Annotated in this window: 15 protein-coding genes; 11 read left to right on the forward strand and 4 right to left on the reverse strand. The window is 59.0% G+C overall.

What is annotated here, in order from left to right; translation table 11 throughout:
• The first annotated feature begins 73 nt into the window (after positions 1-73).
• Complete coding sequence (locus tag KW838_RS17340) at positions 74-988, forward strand: DUF808 domain-containing protein (RefSeq protein WP_218501951.1); 915 nt, start codon at positions 74-76, stop codon at positions 986-988.
• A 127-nt stretch (positions 989-1115) separates the two neighbouring features.
• Here KW838_RS17340 and KW838_RS17345 read toward each other — a convergent pair whose 3' ends face one another.
• Positions 1116-1904 carry a VacJ family lipoprotein gene (locus tag KW838_RS17345; protein WP_102701995.1) on the reverse strand — a complete coding sequence of 263 codons (789 nt, stop codon included), beginning with the start codon at positions 1902-1904 and terminating at the stop codon, positions 1116-1118.
• Positions 1897-3195 carry a serine/threonine protein kinase gene (locus tag KW838_RS17350; protein ID WP_218501953.1) on the reverse strand — a complete coding sequence of 433 codons (1299 nt, stop codon included), beginning with the start codon at positions 3193-3195 and terminating at the stop codon, positions 1897-1899. Before KW838_RS17350 ends, KW838_RS17345 begins: the two co-directional genes overlap by 8 nt.
• Before the next feature lie 225 nt (positions 3196-3420).
• Between KW838_RS17350 and KW838_RS17355 the strand changes: the two genes are divergently transcribed.
• Entirely contained in the window at positions 3421-3789 is a 369-nt protein-coding gene (locus KW838_RS17355; RefSeq protein WP_218501955.1) for a hypothetical protein, read from the forward strand.
• A gap of 126 nt (positions 3790-3915) precedes the next feature.
• Here the strand turns inward: KW838_RS17355 and KW838_RS17360 are convergent, their stop codons facing one another.
• Positions 3916-5511 (reverse strand): beta (1-6) glucans synthase, encoded by a 1596-nt coding sequence (locus KW838_RS17360; protein ID WP_218501956.1) that lies wholly within the window; start codon positions 5509-5511, stop codon positions 3916-3918.
• A 7-nt stretch (positions 5512-5518) separates the two neighbouring features.
• Between KW838_RS17360 and KW838_RS17365 the strand changes: the two genes are divergently transcribed.
• The 4 genes from KW838_RS17365 (at position 5519) to KW838_RS17380 (ending at position 8860) form a co-directional block, all read left to right on the forward strand.
• Entirely contained in the window at positions 5519-5722 is a 204-nt protein-coding gene (locus KW838_RS17365; protein WP_256358887.1) for a hypothetical protein, read from the forward strand.
• A 77-nt stretch (positions 5723-5799) separates the two neighbouring features.
• Complete coding sequence (locus KW838_RS17370) at positions 5800-6651, forward strand: glycine betaine ABC transporter substrate-binding protein (protein WP_102701991.1); 852 nt, start codon at positions 5800-5802, stop codon at positions 6649-6651.
• A 242-nt stretch (positions 6652-6893) separates the two neighbouring features.
• Positions 6894-7205: a DUF485 domain-containing protein gene (locus KW838_RS17375; protein WP_102701990.1), complete on the forward strand. Its 312-nt coding sequence runs from the start codon at positions 6894-6896 to the stop codon at positions 7203-7205.
• Entirely contained in the window at positions 7202-8860 is a 1659-nt protein-coding gene (locus tag KW838_RS17380; protein WP_102701989.1) for a cation acetate symporter, read from the forward strand. The genes KW838_RS17375 and KW838_RS17380 overlap by 4 nt, the downstream gene beginning before the upstream one ends.
• 851 nt (positions 8861-9711) lie before the next feature.
• Here the strand turns inward: KW838_RS17380 and gltA are convergent.
• Positions 9712-11001 carry a citrate synthase gene (gltA, locus tag KW838_RS17385; RefSeq protein ID WP_007977501.1) on the reverse strand — a complete coding sequence of 430 codons (1290 nt, stop codon included), beginning with the start codon at positions 10999-11001 and terminating at the stop codon, positions 9712-9714.
• Between the two features lie 363 nt (positions 11002-11364).
• Between gltA and sdhC the strand changes: the two genes are divergently transcribed.
• The 5 genes from sdhC to KW838_RS17410 all read left to right on the forward strand — a co-directional run bounded on the left by sdhC (position 11365) and on the right by KW838_RS17410 (position 17678).
• The gene (gene sdhC / locus KW838_RS17390; protein ID WP_015096190.1) at positions 11365-11739 is read left to right on the forward strand and encodes a succinate dehydrogenase, cytochrome b556 subunit; all 375 of its coding nucleotides are present in this window, start codon (positions 11365-11367) and stop codon (positions 11737-11739) included.
• The gene (gene sdhD, locus KW838_RS17395) at positions 11733-12101 is read left to right on the forward strand and encodes a succinate dehydrogenase, hydrophobic membrane anchor protein (RefSeq protein WP_007977503.1); all 369 of its coding nucleotides are present in this window, start codon (positions 11733-11735) and stop codon (positions 12099-12101) included. Before sdhC ends, sdhD begins: the two co-directional genes overlap by 7 nt.
• Positions 12102-12104: 3 nt before the next feature.
• Positions 12105-13877 carry a succinate dehydrogenase flavoprotein subunit gene (gene sdhA, locus KW838_RS17400; protein WP_102701986.1) on the forward strand — a complete coding sequence of 591 codons (1773 nt, stop codon included), beginning with the start codon at positions 12105-12107 and terminating at the stop codon, positions 13875-13877.
• 11 nt (positions 13878-13888) lie between these two features.
• Positions 13889-14593 (forward strand): succinate dehydrogenase iron-sulfur subunit, encoded by a 705-nt coding sequence (locus KW838_RS17405; RefSeq protein ID WP_003223007.1) that lies wholly within the window; start codon positions 13889-13891, stop codon positions 14591-14593.
• Positions 14594-14846: 253 nt separating this feature from the next.
• Positions 14847-17678: a 2-oxoglutarate dehydrogenase E1 component gene (locus tag KW838_RS17410; protein WP_218501957.1), complete on the forward strand. Its 2832-nt coding sequence runs from the start codon at positions 14847-14849 to the stop codon at positions 17676-17678.
• Positions 17679-17704 lie beyond the last annotated feature (26 nt).

Consider the following 17704-nt stretch of genomic DNA (forward strand, 5'->3'; position numbering starts at 1 on the left):
GCTCAAGAATGCACCGCAGCCCGTGATGCCGCGCTATGCTGCTGCGCATTCATTGCAGAAGGAAACCCGATTCATGGCAGGAAGCAGTTTGCTGGTACTGATCGACGACATCGCGGCCGTGCTGGATGACGTCTCACTGATGACCCAAATGGCCGCCAAGAAAACGGCCGGCGTACTCGGTGACGACCTGGCACTCAATGCCCAGCAAGTCAGCGGCGTGCGGGCCGAGCGGGAAATCCCGGTGGTCTGGGCGGTCGCCAAGGGGTCGTTCATCAATAAACTGATCCTGGTGCCGTCGGCATTGGCGATCAGTGCGTTCATTCCGTGGCTGGTCACACCGCTGTTGATGGTCGGCGGCGCCTATCTGTGCTTCGAAGGCTTTGAAAAACTCGCCCACAAGTTCCTGCACAGCAAGGCTGAAGACGCCGTCGAGCATGCGCAGCTGGTCGAGGCGGTGGCCGATCCTGCCACTGACCTGGTGGCGTTCGAGAAGGACAAGATCAAAGGCGCGATCCGCACCGACTTCATTCTTTCGGCGGAAATCATCGCCATCACCCTCGGCACCGTGGCCGGTGCTCCGTTGACCCAGCAGATCATCGTGCTTTCGGGCATTGCCATTGTCATGACGGTCGGTGTGTACGGATTGGTGGCGGGTATCGTCAAGCTCGACGACCTTGGCCTGTGGTTGACCCAGAAACCCGGGCAGATGGCGAAAAGCATCGGCGGCGGGATTCTGCGTGCGGCACCCTACATGATGAAGAGCCTGTCGGTGATCGGCACGGCGGCGATGTTCCTGGTCGGCGGCGGGATTCTCACGCACGGTGTGCCGGTGGTGCATCACTGGATCGAAAGTGTCGGTGCGGCGGCGGGTGGCGGCGGATTTATCGTGCCGGTGCTGCTCAATGGCGTGGCGGGGATTGTGGCGGGTGCGGTGGTGTTGGTTGGGGTTATGGTTGTCAGCAAGATCTGGAAAGCGCTGAAAGGCTGAAGACAACGCTAAACAAATGTGGGAGCGAGCTTGCTCGCGATGGCGGTGTAACAGTCAACATCAATGTTGAATGTAACGACCTCATCGCGAGCAAGCTCGCTCCCACAGTGTTTTTCGGCTGCCGGGTTTACTCGGCGATCTGCAACTTGCGTGCTTCGGTGTACACGTAACGCACTTTCTCGTACTCGAACGGTGAGTTCATCTGGCCATAGCGGAAGCTGGTCTGGTTGCGCTTGTCGATGCCGCGCAGGATCAAGACTTCCGGATGGTTGGAGCTGACCTCGGCCACGTTGAGGAAGTTGATCGCATTCTCGGCCGTGTAATCCACCAGCAGGCCGCCGGTATCACGCAGGTTCGACGGACCGAGGATCGGCAGCACGAAGTAAGCGCCGCCCGGCACGCCGTAGAAGCCCAGCGTCTGGCCGAAGTCCTCGCTCTGGCGCGGCAGGCCCATGGCGGTGGCCGGGTCCCATAGGCCGGCGATGCCGATGGTGGTGTTGAGCAGCAGGCGTCCGGTGGTTTCCAGCGAGCGCTGGCCCTTGAGTTGCAGCAGGCTGTTCAACAGGTTCGGCACGTCGCCGAGGTTGTTGAAGAAGTTGCTGACGCCGGTGCGCAGGAAGCTCGGGGTGACATAGCGATAGCCATTGACCACTGGCAGGAACACCCATTGGTCAAAGCGGTAGTTGAAGTGATAGACGCGCCGGTTCCACTCTTCCAGCGGATCGTAGACGGCCAGTGCACCGAGCGTCGAACGCTCGAACTCGCGCTGATCCAGGCCCGGGTTGAATTTGAGTTTGCTCAATGGTTCCTTGTAGCCGTCACTGTCGACGACTACGGGGGCGTTGGCTTTGCTGTTGTCTGCATGGGCGACGCCTGCACAGAGTAACGCTGCGAAAAGCAGGAGAAATTTAGCCACGGAAGAACTCCAGCATGGCGTCGCTGTTGACGCGGTAGTTAATGTTGCCGCAGTGGCCCCCGTACGGGTAAACGGTCAGGCGGTCACCGAAGGTCTTGCGCAGGAAGCCCAGGTCGCCAGGGCCGAGGATCACGTCGTCGGCGTTGTGCATGACGGCGATTTTCGGGCTTTCGTGCAGATAGTCCTTCAGTGCATACAGGCTGACCTGGTCAATCAGTTGCAGCAGGCTGCCGCCATCGGTGCGGGCGCGCCACATAGGGATGACTTGTTCGGTGATGTAGCAGTCGAAGTCGCATTGCAACGCACGCTTGAGGAATGGCGTGAGTGTGGTGCCCTCGGTGATCGGGAACTTGGGCGGGGTGATCAGGCCGCGACGGTTGACCAGGTCCGAAGTGAAGGCAATGTCCGCCGCCGAAAAGCGGAACGAGGTGCCGATCAGCATGGCCATCTGTTCGTTGGTCAGGTGCTGCTTGGACTGCTGGAAGTCGTAGAGCAGGGCGTCATTGAGGTCGATGTAGCCTTTCTGCTGGAAGTAGCGGGTCAGTTTGTTCAGTACCAGTTCATAGAACGTGGTGCTGTTGTTGATGCCCTTGACCTCGGTCTGGACCAGCTTGTCGAGGTTGGTGATCGAGGTGTAGAGGTTGACCGGCGGGTTGAGCAGCAGGACTTTCTTGAAGTTGAAGCTGCGGCGGGTTTCGTCCAGGTGCGCGACGAAAGCGGCATCCAGTGCCCCCAGGCTATACCCGGTCAGGTAGTAATCGGTGACGGGCACTTTCGGGTTCTGTGCCCGCACGGCCTGCATCACCCGGTACAGATCTTCGGCATCTTCCTTGGATACGCCCGGCGTGGCGAAGCGCGAGGCGGCGCTCATGAAGTCATAGCTGGTGGGCGATGACAACTGCACCACGTGGTAGCCGGCTTTGTAATAGAGCTTCTTCAGGTATTCGTTCAGGGTACTGTCATAGCGCGCACCGGTGCCGGCGATCAGGAAAATCAGCGGCGCGGCGTGATCCTGCGTGGCAATGCGGTAGTCGAGTTTCTTGACCGCCCAGAAATTGTCCGGCAATTCGAACGCCCGTTCCGGACGCAAGGTGACGCTGCGCACTGTCTGATCGATGTCATCGTCCAGGGGTAGCTCCGGACGCAGGTCCGGCGGCGTGGTCGCAATGGTCGCCTCGAACGGGTTGGTCAGGGGGTAGCCATAACTGGTGGCGTCAACGTCGACCGCCAGTGCGGACGCACTCAATATAAGGCCGCCAAACAGGGCGGCGAAGCGCAAGGAACGGAGCATGACTAAATCCCTTAGGAGAAGGTGCCAAATGAATTTCGCAGGCTATGACCACCGGATTTGCGCCAAAGTGCCAACCCTCGGCACCAAACAGGCCTGATTTCGAAGTTATAGTAGCTGGACGATACACTTTGCAGCGATTGAATGCCCAGTTAACAGTTGTTATCGCTTGCGAAACGCTTAAGGGCGATTAAGCTGGCCGCCGTTTTTCGCCAATTGGAGTGTTTCATGTCCCGCCACCTGCCCGTGATCCTGCTGCTTGTTTTGCTGCCTGTTTGGCTGGCCGCCAGTTATGGCGCGCGTTATGGCTTCATGGAGGATGCGCAGTGGGTCGGCATTTGCGTGGATGAGGCGAGCCGCTGGGAATGCCAGGTGCGTTCGAACCTGGGGCTGATGATTCACTTCGGGGTTCTGGGCTGGGCTGCGCTGGGCACGGCGATCATCGGCTTTATCGTGCCGGGGCGGGCAGGCTGGTGGCTGGCGGTGCTGGCGCTGGTGTTGGGGTTTCCGGCGCTGGCGTTGTACAACACCACGCTGGCGGTGTTTGCGGTGGTGATTGCGGGGTTGCGGTTGGTCAGGGCTTCCCGCAGCGCCTGATAGTCCGCTATCGCGAGCAAGCTCGCTCCCACAGTGGATCTTCAGTGAACACAAAATCCGTGTGCGACAAAGATCAATTGTGGGAGCGAGCTTGCTCGCGATGAGGCCAGTCGGGTCAATGCAACATCAAGCTGTGCGAACCCGCAAGCAGCGCCACAACGCCGCCACCATCAACACACTCACCAGCGCCCAGCCCCAGGCCTGCTGGTTCTGTAAACCTTCACGAAACAGTTGCGGCGCGATGCCGGCGCCAATGATGAAGGTCAGCAGGGCGATTTCCCGGCGCGGCACGTTCACCGGACGGCACAGATACACCATCGCCGGCACGATGAACGCGACACTCGGGAAGCTGCGATAACGCGGATCGAAAGCCAGTTCCAGCATCATCACGGCCGCCGAGAAACCTGCCGTTGCAACCAGCCAGCCAGCACGGCGCTCCAGTAAATCGAATGCCTGCCCGCGCCACCCGTCACGCGGGCTCAGCGTCAGTGCCGCATGGGCCAGCACCAGCAGATTCAGCACGGTCAGCAACCCGACCCACAGCCATTCACTGGTGAAGCGAGTGGTGACGCGTGCCAGGTCGCCCCAGGCGCCAATCGAGCAAGCGGCCAATGCGCCGAGCAGTGGCAGTACCAGCGCCGCGCGCGTCGTGCGAACCCGGCCACCAAGCAGCAGGGTGCCGATAAAGATCAGGCCGCCCACTGCCAGCCATTGCGACCAGTACGGGACGTTTGTCACTGGCCCGGCCAGTATGCCCTTGTCCTGGCGATCGGCATCGAACAGTCCCCAGTAGCCGCCGACCGCGCCTTCACTGGCGCGCTTCCATGGTTGGTCGAAGGCTTCGATCAGGTTGTAATGCCAGCCTTGCTGCTCGGCCATGGCGACAAAACCACGAATGAATTTGGCTTCATTGACCCGGCTCGGCAGGGCGGTTTCGCGCTGGCGGCCTTCGCTCGGCCAGCCGGTTTCGCCGATCAGTACGTCCTTGGGTGCGAATTTGTTGCCGAACACCTGACGCACTTCGGCCACATGTTGCAGGGCGGCGTCGATGTTCGAAGGATCGTCTTCCCAGTACGGCAGCAAATGGATGGTCAGGAAGTCCACGGCAGGGGCAATTTCAGGGTGCTTGAGCCAGAACTCCCAGACGTCGGCATAGGTGACGGGCTGTTTGACCTGGCTCTTGACCTTGTTGATCAGCTTCGCCAATTGCGCCCCGGTGACTTCCTTGCGCAGCAGGGTTTCGTTGCCGACGATCACTGCGCTCACCACATCCGGGTTGGCGTTGGCCGAAGCGATCAGCAGGTCGACTTCTTTTTCCGTGTCCACCGGGTTGCTGTTGACCCAGGCGCCGATCATCAACTTCAGACCGTGCTTGCGTGCAAGGTCCGGCAGGGCTTCAAGGCCGGTCATGGAATAGGTGCGGATGCACTCGAAACGGGTCGCCAGCAACGCGAGGTCGGCGTCCATGCGCTCGGGGCGCAGCTTGAAGGGTTGGTCGAACGGCGATTGGTCCTTGTCGAACGGCGTATAGGACGCGCATTGCAGCTTGTGCGTGGCGCTGGCCGCGTCCGGCAGGATCACCGGTTTGCCGAGGCCGTACCAGAAGCCGCCAAGGGCGAACAGCCCGAGCAGGCAAGCGAATAGATAAGCAGCAAAAGGGAAGCGGTATGTCGCGGACATGGTCAGGCCGTGTGGGAGCAAAGCGGCGCATGTTACCTGCATTTACCGCATGCTTGGTGGCCTGCATGATTTTGACATGCAAAGTTCGGGCGGTTTGGCAGGCGCGTTTGCCGTGGTCAGGATTAATGGCTTTCTGATGTCGTTTCTCGATGCCTTGAGGTCGCTGGCAGAGCAGGTCGCGATGAGCGTCAGGTTGATCATCGAAGGCGTCAGTACTCCGCTGATGTCGGGACGAGTTTGCTGTGAGGCGTGATGGGGGCGCTGTGCACCATAACAATACGTTTAAGCGACTCGGCATCCGTCGAGCGCAGCACTTTCGGGGAAGTAACGATGAAGATGCGACGACTCTTGGGCGCAGGTGCCGCTTTGGTGCTGGCGATCAGCTCTACCGTGGCCAGTGCCGCTGGAAAGGAAGTGACGCTCGGTTACGTAGACGGCTGGTCGGACAGTGTTGCCACGACCAACGTGGCCGCCGAAGTGATCAGGCAGAAACTCGGTTATGACGTGAAGCTGCAAGCCGTTGCCACCGGGATCATGTGGCAGGGCGTGGCGACCGGTAAACTCGACGCCATGCTGTCGGCCTGGCTGCCGGTGACCCACGGCGAATACTGGACGAAGAACAAGGATCAGGTCGTGGATTACGGCCCGAACTTCAAGGACGCAAAAATCGGATTGATCGTGCCGGAGTACGTCAAGGCCAAGTCGATCGAGGACCTGAAAACCGACGACACCTTCAAGAATCGCATCGTCGGCATCGACGCCGGTTCAGGCGTGATGCTCAAGACCGACCAGGCAATCAAGGACTACGACCTGACCGGTTATCAACTCAAGGCCAGTTCCGGCGCCGGCATGATTGCCGAGCTGACCCGTGCCGAGAAGAAAAACGAATCCATCGCCGTCACCGGCTGGGTACCGCACTGGATGTTCGCCAAGTGGAAACTGCGCTTCCTCGAAGACCCGAAAGGCGTGTATGGCGCGGCAGAAACCGTGAACAACATCGGCAGCAAAGGGCTTGAGGCCAAGGCACCGGAAGTGGCCAAGTTCCTGAAGAACTTCCAGTGGGAATCGAAGGATGAAATCGGCCAGGTGATGCTGGCGATTCAGGACGGCGCCAAACCTGAAGCCGCGGCGAAGGACTGGGTCGCCAAACACCCTGAGCGCGTGGCTGACTGGACCAAGTAATAACAAAGAGCACGCTTGACCCTGTGGGAGCGAGCCTGCTCGCGAAGCGTTCTGTCAGTTGACTGAGTTGTCGGCTGATCAGACGCCTTCGCGAGCAGGCTCGCTCCCACAGTTGTTTGGTGCATGCTGGAAATTGGCGAATCTGTCATGTGGTTCTAAGACTAAGGTCGTCTGGAACCTGCCCCGCAGCCGCATAGAGTGGATACCGTTCCAATTCAATCTGTGCTGCGAGGATAAAAACAATGAACGACAGCATTTACCTCTCGATTCAAAACAGCCCGCGTTTCAAGGAGCTGGTCAGCAAGAGGGAGCGATTCGCCTGGATTCTTTCGGCGATCATGCTAGGGCTTTACTCCGGATTCATTCTTCTGATTGCTTATGGGCCGCAGGTGCTGGGGGCGAAAATCAACCCTGAGTCCTCGATTACCTGGGGCATACCGATTGGCGTCGGGCTGATCGTCTCGGCCTTCATCCTGACCGGTATCTACGTACGGCGCGCCAATGGCGAGTTTGACGACCTGAACAATGCGATTCTCAAGGAGGCTCAGCAATGATCCGGCGTCTACTGGCTCTATTGAGCATCGCAGCTTTTGCACCGGGCGCCTGGGCGGCTGACGCCCTGACCGGTGCCGTGCAGAAGCAACCGCTTAACGTGTCGGCAATCGTGATGTTTGTCGCTTTCGTCGGTGCCACCCTGTGCATCACCTACTGGGCTTCCAAGCGTAATAATTCGGCAGCCGACTACTACGCCGCTGGCGGCAAGATCACCGGGTTCCAGAACGGCCTGGCGATTGCCGGTGACTACATGTCGGCCGCTTCCTTCCTGGGTATTTCCGCGCTGGTGTTCGCTTCAGGCTACGACGGGCTGATCTATTCGATCGGTTTCCTGGTGGGCTGGCCGATCATTCTGTTCCTGATCGCCGAGCGCCTGCGTAACCTGGGCAAGTACACCTTTGCCGACGTGGCGTCCTACCGCCTCGGGCAAACCCAGATCCGTTCGCTGTCCGCCTGCGGTTCGCTGGTGGTGGTGGCGTTCTACCTGATCGCCCAGATGGTCGGTGCGGGCAAGCTGATCCAGCTGTTGTTCGGCCTCGACTACCACGTCGCGGTGATCCTGGTGGGCGTGCTGATGTGCCTTTATGTGCTGTTCGGCGGCATGCTGGCGACCACCTGGGTGCAAATCATCAAGGCTGTCCTGCTGCTGTCCGGCGCTTCCTTCATGGCGCTGATGGTGATGAAGCACGTCAACTTCGACTTCAACATGCTGTTTTCCGAGGCGATCAAGGTTCACCCTAAAGGTGAAGCGATCATGAGCCCGGGCGGTCTGGTGAAGGATCCGGTCTCGGCGTTCTCCCTCGGGCTGGCACTGATGTTCGGTACCGCGGGTCTGCCGCACATCCTGATGCGTTTCTTCACCGTGAGTGATGCAAAGGAAGCTCGCAAGAGTGTGCTGTACGCAACCGGCTTCATTGGCTACTTCTACATCCTGACCTTCATCATCGGTTTCGGCGCGATCCTGCTGGTTAGCACCAACCCGGCCTTCAAAGACGCGGCAGGCGCGTTGCTCGGCGGTAACAACATGGCGGCGGTGCACCTGGCCAATGCGGTCGGTGGCAGCATCTTCCTGGGCTTCATCTCGGCCGTGGCGTTCGCGACCATTCTGGCGGTGGTGGCCGGCCTGACCCTGGCGGGTGCTTCGGCGGTGTCCCACGACCTGTATGCCAGTGTGATCAAGAAGGGCAAGGCCAACGAGAAGGATGAGATTCGTATTTCGAAGATCACCACCATTGCCTTGGCTGTGCTGGCCATCGTTCTGGGCATTCTGTTCGAAAGCCAGAACATCGCGTTCATGGTGGGCCTGGCGTTCTCCATCGCGGCGAGCTGCAACTTCCCGGTACTGTTGCTTTCCATGTACTGGAAAAAGCTGACCACTCGCGGTGCGATGATCGGCGGCTGGATGGGCCTGATCAGTGCCGTAGGCCTGATGATCCTTGGCCCGACCATCTGGGTGCAGATCCTGCATCACGAGAAGGCTATCTTCCCGTATGAGTACCCGGCGTTGTTCTCGATGATGATTGCCTTTGTCGGGATCTGGTTCTTCTCGGTCACTGACAAGTCGACTGCGGCTGACAATGAGCGGGCGCTGTTCTTCCCGCAGTTTGTTCGTTCGCAGACTGGTCTTGGGGCGAGTGGGGCGGTGTCGCACTAAGTCTTGATGCTTTGATATAGCTGGCGATGTTTTATGAAGTGCTCCGGTCGAGAGATCGGGGCACTTTTTTATTGTGCGTTAATCGACCTGAATTTTGCGGATGTACCGATTTACTGTGGGAGCGGGCTTGCTCGCGAAGGCGGTCTGTCAGCCGACCTGTCTTTCGCTGATCGTGTACATATCCATTCCTGCGGTAACGGCAGCTTATGGTTTCGCCCTTCACTCGCCCCGAACGTACGGCCCCTCGCTGAGGCTCGGGGTACCTTCGGAGGGGGCGGGTGGATCAAGATCAAGAGCGGCAGGCGAGCTAACGCTCGGCCTGTAGGAGCTGCCGCAGGCTGCGATCTTTTGATCTTGATCTTTCGCCTCTTCGACATTGTCAAAAATCAAAAGATCGCAGCCTGCGGCAGCTCCTACAGGGAGACGCGCACGGATCAGAATCAGGCCGGCCGGTAGGCCGCCTCGCTTTGCTTTGGCGGTGTACGCCCCCTCGTGAGGCCGAGCGCAGGTTCTGCGCAGTGGGCAACCCGGCATGGATGCCGGGTTAGCCGCCCCCGGCCATGGATGGCCGATGGCGGCGGGCTCTGTAGGAGCGAGCTTGCTCGCGAAAAACCTGAGAGCACCGCGGGGTGCCAGGCTTCCCGCATCATCGTTGACCTCCATCGCGAGCAAGCTCGCTCCTACAGGCTTTTCGAAAGTAACCCGCTGTAAGAGCGGAACCATAAGCCGTCGTTACCTGAATAACGGATATGTACCCGACAAAGCGCACAAACAAAAACGGCCTCCTGCTCTTTATATAAAAAGCAGAGGCCGTTCCCGGTACAACTCAACTCGCTACAGCAAGACAGATCTTACTTGCGGTCTTCCAGCTTGGTGATGTCACGCGACTCGTAGCCGGTGTACAGCTGGCGCGGACGGCCGATCTTGTACGGGCTGGAGAGCATTTCTTTCCAGTGGGAGATCCAGCCGACGGTCCGCGCCAGGGCGAAGATCACGGTGAACATGCTGGTTGGAATGCCGATCGCCTTGAGGATGATCCCCGAGTAGAAGTCGACGTTCGGGTACAGCGAGCGCTCGATGAAGTACGGGTCGGTCAGGGCGATCTCTTCCAGGCGCATGGCCAGTTCGAGTTGCGGATCGTTCTGGATGCCCAGTTCCTTCAATACTTCGTCGCAGGTCTGCTTCATTACTGTGGCGCGCGGGTCGCGGTTTTTGTAAACGCGGTGACCGAAGCCCATCAGTTTGAACGGATCGTTCTTGTCCTTGGCCTTGGCAATGAACTTGTCGATGTTCGAAACATCGCCGATTTCATCGAGCATGGTCAGTACGGCTTCGTTTGCACCGCCGTGGGCAGGGCCCCACAGTGCAGCGATACCGGCGGCGATACAGGCGAACGGGTTGGCGCCCGAGGAGCCCGCCAGGCGCACGGTGGACGTCGAGGCGTTCTGCTCGTGGTCGGCATGGAGGATGAAGATCCGGTCCATGGCCTTGGCGAGTACCGGGCTGATCGGTTTGATCTCGCACGGGGTGTTGAACATCATGTGCAGGAAGTTTTCCGCGTACGACAGGTCGTTGCGCGGGTACATCATGGGTTGGCCCATGGAGTACTTGTAAACCATCGCTGCCAGGGTCGGCATCTTGGCAACCAGGCGGATCGCGGAGATTTCGCGATGCTGCGGGTTATTGATGTCCAGGGAGTCGTGGTAGAAGGCCGAGAGGGCGCCGACTACGCCGCACATGACGGCCATCGGGTGGGCGTCGCGACGGAAGCCGTTGAAGAAGGTCTTCAACTGCTCGTGAACCATGGTGTGGTTCTTCACGGTGCTGACGAACTGGGCCTTCTGTTCTGCGGTCGGCAGTTCGCCGTTGAGCAGCAGATAGCAGGTTTCCAGGTAGTCCGACTTTTCAGCCAGCTGTTCGATCGGGTAGCCGCGGTGCAGCAGGATGCCGTTGTCGCCGTCGATATAGGTGATCTTCGACTCGCACGAAGCGGTCGACATGAAGCCTGGGTCAAAGGTGAAACGGCCCGTGGCCGTCAGGCCCCGAACATCGATAACATCGGGACCAACGGTGCCGGTTAAAATGGGCAGCTCGACGGGGGCTGCGCCCTCGATGATCAACTGCGCTTTTTTGTCAGCCATGTGGCCTCCTATTTATGCTTGAAATCATCAGACAGACCCCCCACGCAGGGCCCGCACCACTATAGTGAGATAAATTCGAATGTCAATTTGCCTAAAGTCTTGCTCCAGAAGGCTTTAACCGGACTTTTTTCTCGAAATTGGCTGCCATTTACGCCTTTTATGTCAGTTGCGCAATCCGCTGTTTGGGTTAGGTCTTTGCGTTGTCATTAGTAGCCTAACTGTCTATACTCGGCCACCGACCGCCAGGGGCTTTTGGGCCTGCTTTATTGGGGGTCGCATCCCTGGGTGGTGGTTACCTGACCAGTGCACTCCCCAACAACTTTGCCCTGATTGTTAGGGGCTCTTCAGTGTGAAAAAAAAGCCGTGAAAAGCCAACGACCTGTAAACCTAGACCTAAGGACCATCAAACTCCCCATCACCGGCGTTACGTCGTTTCTTCACCGTGTTTCCGGCATCATCCTCTTCCTGGGCCTTGGCTTCATGCTTTATGCATTGGGCAAATCCCTGGGTTCCGAGGAAGGTTTTGCCGAGGTGAAGGCATGCTTGACCAGCCCGCTGGCCAAGTTCGTAGCATGGGGCCTCCTGTCCGCTCTTCTGTATCACCTGGTAGCCGGTGTGCGCCACTTGATCATGGATATGGGCATCGGTGAGACGCTGGAAGGCGGCCGCCTGGGCTCGAAAATTATCATCGCCGTTTCCGTGGTGTTGATCGTTCTGGCAGGAGTTTGGATATGGTAACCAGCGTTACGAACCTTTCGCGTTCCGGTCTTTATGACTGGATGGCGCAACGTGTGTCTGCGGTCGTTCTCGCGGCTTATTTCATCTTCCTGATCGGATACCTCGCAGCGAACCCGGGCATTGGCTACGACCAATGGCACGGCCTGTTCGCCCACAACGGGATGCGTATCTTCAGTCTGCTGGCCCTCGTTGCCCTGGGCGCTCACGCCTGGGTCGGCATGTGGACCATCGCGACCGACTACCTGACGCCAATGGCGCTGGGCAAGTCCGCGACTGCAGTACGTTTCCTTTTCCAGGCAGTATGCGGCGTTGCGATGTTCGCTTACTTCGTCTGGGGTGTGCAGATTCTCTGGGGTATCTGATTCATGGCTAACATTCCAACGATTTCTTTCGACGCCATCATCATTGGTGGTGGCGGTGCCGGCATGCGCGCAGCGCTGCAACTGGCACAAGGTGGTCACAAGACTGCCGTGATCACCAAGGTGTTCCCGACCCGTTCGCACACTGTATCCGCCCAGGGTGGCATCACCTGCGCGATCGCGTCTGCGGATCCGAACGATGACTGGCGCTGGCACATGTACGATACCGTCAAGGGTTCCGACTACATCGGTGACCAGGACGCTATCGAATACATGTGTCAGGAAGGCCCGGCTGCCGTTTACGAGCTGGACCACATGGGCATGCCGTTCTCGCGTACCGAGCAAGGTCGTATCTACCAGCGTCCATTCGGCGGCCAGTCGAAGGATTACGGTAAAGGCGGGCAGGCTGCCCGTACTTGCGCCGCGTCCGACCGTACCGGTCACGCGCTGCTGCACACCCTTTATCAGGGCAACCTGAAAGCCGGTACCGTGTTCCTGAACGAGTACTACGCTGTCGACCTGGTGAAGAACGGCGAAGGCGAGTTCGTCGGCGTGATCGCCATCTGCATCGAAACCGGTGAAACCACCTACATCCGCGCCAAAGCCACCGTGCTGGCGACCGGCGGTGCAGGCCGTATCTACGCATCGACCACCAACGCCCTGATCAACACCGGTGACGGCGTTGGCATGGCACTGCGTGCCGGCGTACCGGTACAAGACATTGAAATGTGGCAGTTCCACCCGACCGGTATCGCCGGCGCCGGTGTACTGGTTACAGAAGGCTGCCGTGGTGAAGGTGGATACCTGATCAACAAGCACGGCGAGCGTTTCATGGAGCGTTATGCTCCGAACGCCAAGGACCTTGCCGGTCGTGACGTTGTTGCCCGTTCGATGGTTAAAGAGATCATCGCCGGCAACGGTTGCGGTCCGAATGGCGACCACGTGATGCTCAAGCTCGACCACCTGGGCGAGGAAGTGCTGCACAGCCGTCTGCCAGGCATCTGCGAACTGTCGAAGACTTTCGCACACGTTGACCCGGTGGTTGCTCCGGTTCCGGTTGTTCCGACCTGCCACTACATGATGGGCGGCGTTGCCACCAACATCCATGGTCAGGCGATCACCCAGAACGCCGAAGGCGAGGATCAGATCATTCCTGGTCTGTTCGCTGTGGGCGAAGTGGCTTGCGTATCGGTTCACGGTGCCAACCGTCTGGGCGGCAACTCGCTGCTCGACCTGGTGGTATTCGGCCGCGCTGCCGGCCTGCACCTGGAAAAAGCGCTGACCGACGGTATCGAATACGACGACGCCACCGACGCCGACATCAATGCCGCCCTGGCCCGTCTGTCCGCCCTGAACGAGCGTACCGAAGGCGAAGACGTGGCTACCCTGCGTCGCGAGCTGCAAAGCTGCATGCAGAACTACTTCGGTGTATTCCGTACCGGCGAATACATGCAGAAGGGTATTGCCCAGCTGGCTGACCTGCGCAAGCGCATCGCCAACGTCAAGATCAACGATAAGTCGCAGGCGTTCAACACTGCCCGTATCGAAGCGCTGGAACTGCAAAACCTGCTGGAAGTGGCCGAAGCTACCGCCATCGCTGCCGAAGTACGTAAAGAGTCCCGCGGCGCTCACGCCCGTGAAGACTTCGAAGACCGTGACGACGAAAACTGGCTGTGCCACACCCTGTACTTCCCGGGTGACAAGCGCGTTACCAAGCGTGCCGTGAACTTCTCGCCGAAGACTGTTCCGACTTTCGAACCTAAAGTCCGGACTTATTAAGGGTGACCGCCATGTTGCAAGTCAGTGTTTATCGTTACAACCCTGATCAGGACGCTGCGCCGTTCATGCAGGAATTCCAGGTCGATACCGGTGGTAAAGACCTGATGGTGCTGGACGTGCTGGCCCTGATCAAAGAGCAGGACGAAGGTTTCTCCTATCGTCGCTCTTGCCGTGAAGGTGTTTGCGGTTCCGACGGCATGAACATCAACGGCAAAAACGGCCTGGCGTGCATCACGCCGCTGTCTGCTGTCGTAAAAGGTAACAAGTTGATCGTTCGTCCTCTGCCAGGTTTGCCGGTTATCCGTGACCTGGTCGTCGATATGAGCATCTTCTACAAGCAATACGAGAAGGTTAAGCCATACCTGCAGAACGACACGCCGGCTCCGGCCATCGAGCGTCTGCAGTCCCCTGAAGAGCGTGAAAAGCTGGACGGTCTGTACGAGTGCATCCTGTGCGCTTGCTGCTCGACTTCCTGCCCGTCCTTCTGGTGGAACCCGGACAAGTTCTTGGGCCCGGCCGCCCTGCTGCAAGCGTACCGCTTCCTGGCAGACAGCCGTGACACCAAGACGTCCGAGCGTCTGGCTTCGCTGGATGACCCGTTCAGCGTATTCCGCTGCCGCGGGATCATGAACTGCGTCAACGTATGTCCGAAAGGCCTGAACCCGACTAAGGCCATCGGTCACATCCGTAACATGTTGCTCTCGAGCGGCGTGTGATTCAGCTGCTGTACCCGCTGTACCCGTAGATGCTGCGGCGCAGGCTTCAACCGGCGCCGTAGTTTTAACCTGAGCAGCAGCTTAAAAGGCTGCGGCTCTTATTTTGAAGAAATGAGACAAGCAGGGGCATCCGGGCTGGTACCCGGACTATCAGTGTGATCCTAGTGGCTTGTTTTGGTCGCTGCATTCGGACTTCTGCAAGTTTGCTCGGTGTCGACACCGGTGGTGTTCCCCTAACCGAGGGTGACCAAGCATGCAAGAAAGCGTGATGCAGCGCATGTGGAACAGTGCCTACCTATCCGGTAGTAACGCTGCCTATGTGGAAGAGCTTTATGAGCTCTACCTGCACGACCCTAACGCTGTGCCAGAAGAGTGGCGCACCTACTTCCAGAAGTTGCCTGCTGACGGCAACTCTGCCACCGATGTTTCGCACTCCACAATTCGCGATCATTTCGTCTTGCTGGCAAAGAACCAGCGCCGCGCCCAACCGGTTTCCGCCGGCAGCGTGAGCAGTGAGCACGAGAAGAAGCAAGTTGAAGTGCTGCGATTGATCCAGGCCTACCGTATGCGTGGCCACCAGGCAGCCCAGCTTGACCCGCTGGGGCTGTGGCAGCGTCCTGCACCTGCAGACCTGTCGATCAATCATTACGGCTTGACCAATGCCGATCTTGATACGACCTTCCGTGCCGGCGACCTGTTCATCGGCAAAGAGGAAGCGAGCCTACGCGAAATTCACGAAGCGTTGCAGCAGACATATTGCCGCACCATCGGCGCTGAATTCACGCATATCACCGATTCCGAGCAGCGCCAGTGGTTCCAGCAGCGTCTGGAAAGCGTGCGCGGCCGTCCGACGTACTCCGCCGACATCAAGAGCCACCTGCTCGAGCGCGTGACCGCCGGTGAAGGCCTGGAAAAATACCTGGGCACCAAATACCCGGGTACCAAGCGTTTCGGTCTGGAAGGCGGCGAAAGCCTGATTCCGATGCTCGACGAGCTGATCCAGCGTTCCGGTTCCTACGGCACCAAGGAAATCGTCATCGGCATGGCCCACCGTGGCCGTCTGAACGTGCTGGTCAACACCTTCGGCAAGAACCCGCGCGAGCTGTTCGACGAGTTCGAAGGCAAGAAGAAGGTCGAGCTCGGTTCCGGTGACGTGAAATACCACCAGGGCTTCTCGTCCAACGTGATGACCACCGGCGGTGAAGTTCACCTGGCGATGGCGTTCAACCCGTCCCACCTGGAAATCGTTTCCCCGGTGGTCGAAGGTTCGGTTCGCGCCCGTCAGGATCGTCGCAACGACCCGACCGGCGAGAAGGTTCTGCCGATCTCCATCCACGGTGACGCTGCTTTCGCAGGTCAGGGCGTGGTCATGGAAACCTTCCAGATGTCGCAGACCCGCGGTTTCAAGACCGGCGGTACCGTGCACATCGTGATCAACAATCAGGTCGGTTTCACCATCAGCAACCCGCTGGACTCGCGTTCCACCGAGTACGCGACCGACGTTGCGAAAATGATCCAGGCGCCGATCCTCCATGTGAATGGTGATGATCCGGAAGCCGTATTGTTCGTGACCCAGTTGGCCATCGACTACCGCATGCAGTTCAAGCGTGACGTGGTGATCGACCTGGTCTGCTACCGTCGTCGCGGCCACAACGAGGCCGACGAGCCAAGCGGCACCCAGCCTCTGATGTATCAGCAGATCACCAAGCAGCGCACCACCCGTGAGCTGTATGCCGATCGTCTGACTCAAGGCGGTGTGCTGGATGCAGAGCGTGTTCAGGCGAAAGTCGACGAATACCGCAACGCGCTGGACAACGGTCTGCACGTTGTGAAAAGCCTGGTCAAAGAGCCGAACAAGGAACTGTTCGTGGACTGGCGTCCGTACCTGGGTCACACCTGGACCGCGCGTCACGACACTCGCTTCGATCTGAAGACCTTGCAGGAACTGTCCGCCAAGCTGCTGGAAATCCCGGAAGGCTTCGTGGTTCAGCGCCAGGTTGCCAAGATCTACGAAGACCGCCAGAAGATGCAAGCCGGTGGCCTGCCGATCAACTGGGGCTACGCCGAAACCATGGCGTACGCGACCCTGGCGTTCGAAGGTCATCCAATTCGCATGACTGGCCAGGACATCGGCCGCGGTACGTTCTCGCACCGTCACGCTGTCCTGCACAACCAGAAAGACGCGGGCACCTACATCCCGCTGCAGAACCTGTACGACGGTCAGCCGCGTTTTGACCTGTACGACTCGTTCCTGTCCGAAGAAGCGGTATTGGCGTTCGAGTACGGTTACTCGACCACCACGCCGAATGCCCTGGTTATCTGGGAAGCCCAGTTCGGCGACTTCGCCAACGGCGCCCAGGTTGTAATCGACCAGTTCATCACCAGTGGCGAGCACAAGTGGGGCCGTCTGTGCGGTCTGACCATGCTGCTGCCGCACGGTTATGAAGGTCAGGGTCCGGAGCACTCCTCGGCTCGTCTGGAGCGTTACCTGCAGCTGTGCGCCGAGCACAACATTCAGGTGTGCATGCCGACGACGCCGGCTCAGATCTACCACTTGCTGCGCCGTCAGGTGATTCGCCCGCTGCGCAAACCACTGGTAGTCCTGACTCCGAAGTCGCTGCTGCGCCACAAGCTGGCCATCTCGACGCTGGAAGATCTGGCCGAAGGTTCGTTCCAGACCGTCATCCCGGAAATCGATGCCCAAGACCCGAAAAAGGTCGAGCGCGTTGTTCTGTGTAGCGGCAAGGTCTACTACGACCTGCTGGAAAAACGCCGTGCCGAAGGTCGTGACGACATCGCCATCGTGCGTATCGAGCAGCTGTACCCATTCCCTGAGGACGACTTGAAAGAAGTCCTGGCTCCTTATACCAACGCCAAACATGCCGTCTGGTGTCAGGAAGAGCCGATGAACCAGGGTGCCTGGTACTGCAGCCAACACCACATGCGTCGCAGCATCAGCAACCTCAACAAGTCTCTCGTACTCGAGTACGCGGGCCGTGAGGCTTCTGCTGCACCTGCATGCGGTTACGCATCGATGCACGCCGAGCAGCAGGAAAAACTGCTGCAAGACGCCTTTACTGTTTAACGCCTTCGCGCACCTGAAACCGAATT

It is taken from the genome of Pseudomonas sp. PDM27, from assembly GCF_019219205.1.
GTDB classification, from domain to species: domain Bacteria; phylum Pseudomonadota; class Gammaproteobacteria; order Pseudomonadales; family Pseudomonadaceae; genus Aquipseudomonas; species Aquipseudomonas laurylsulfatiphila.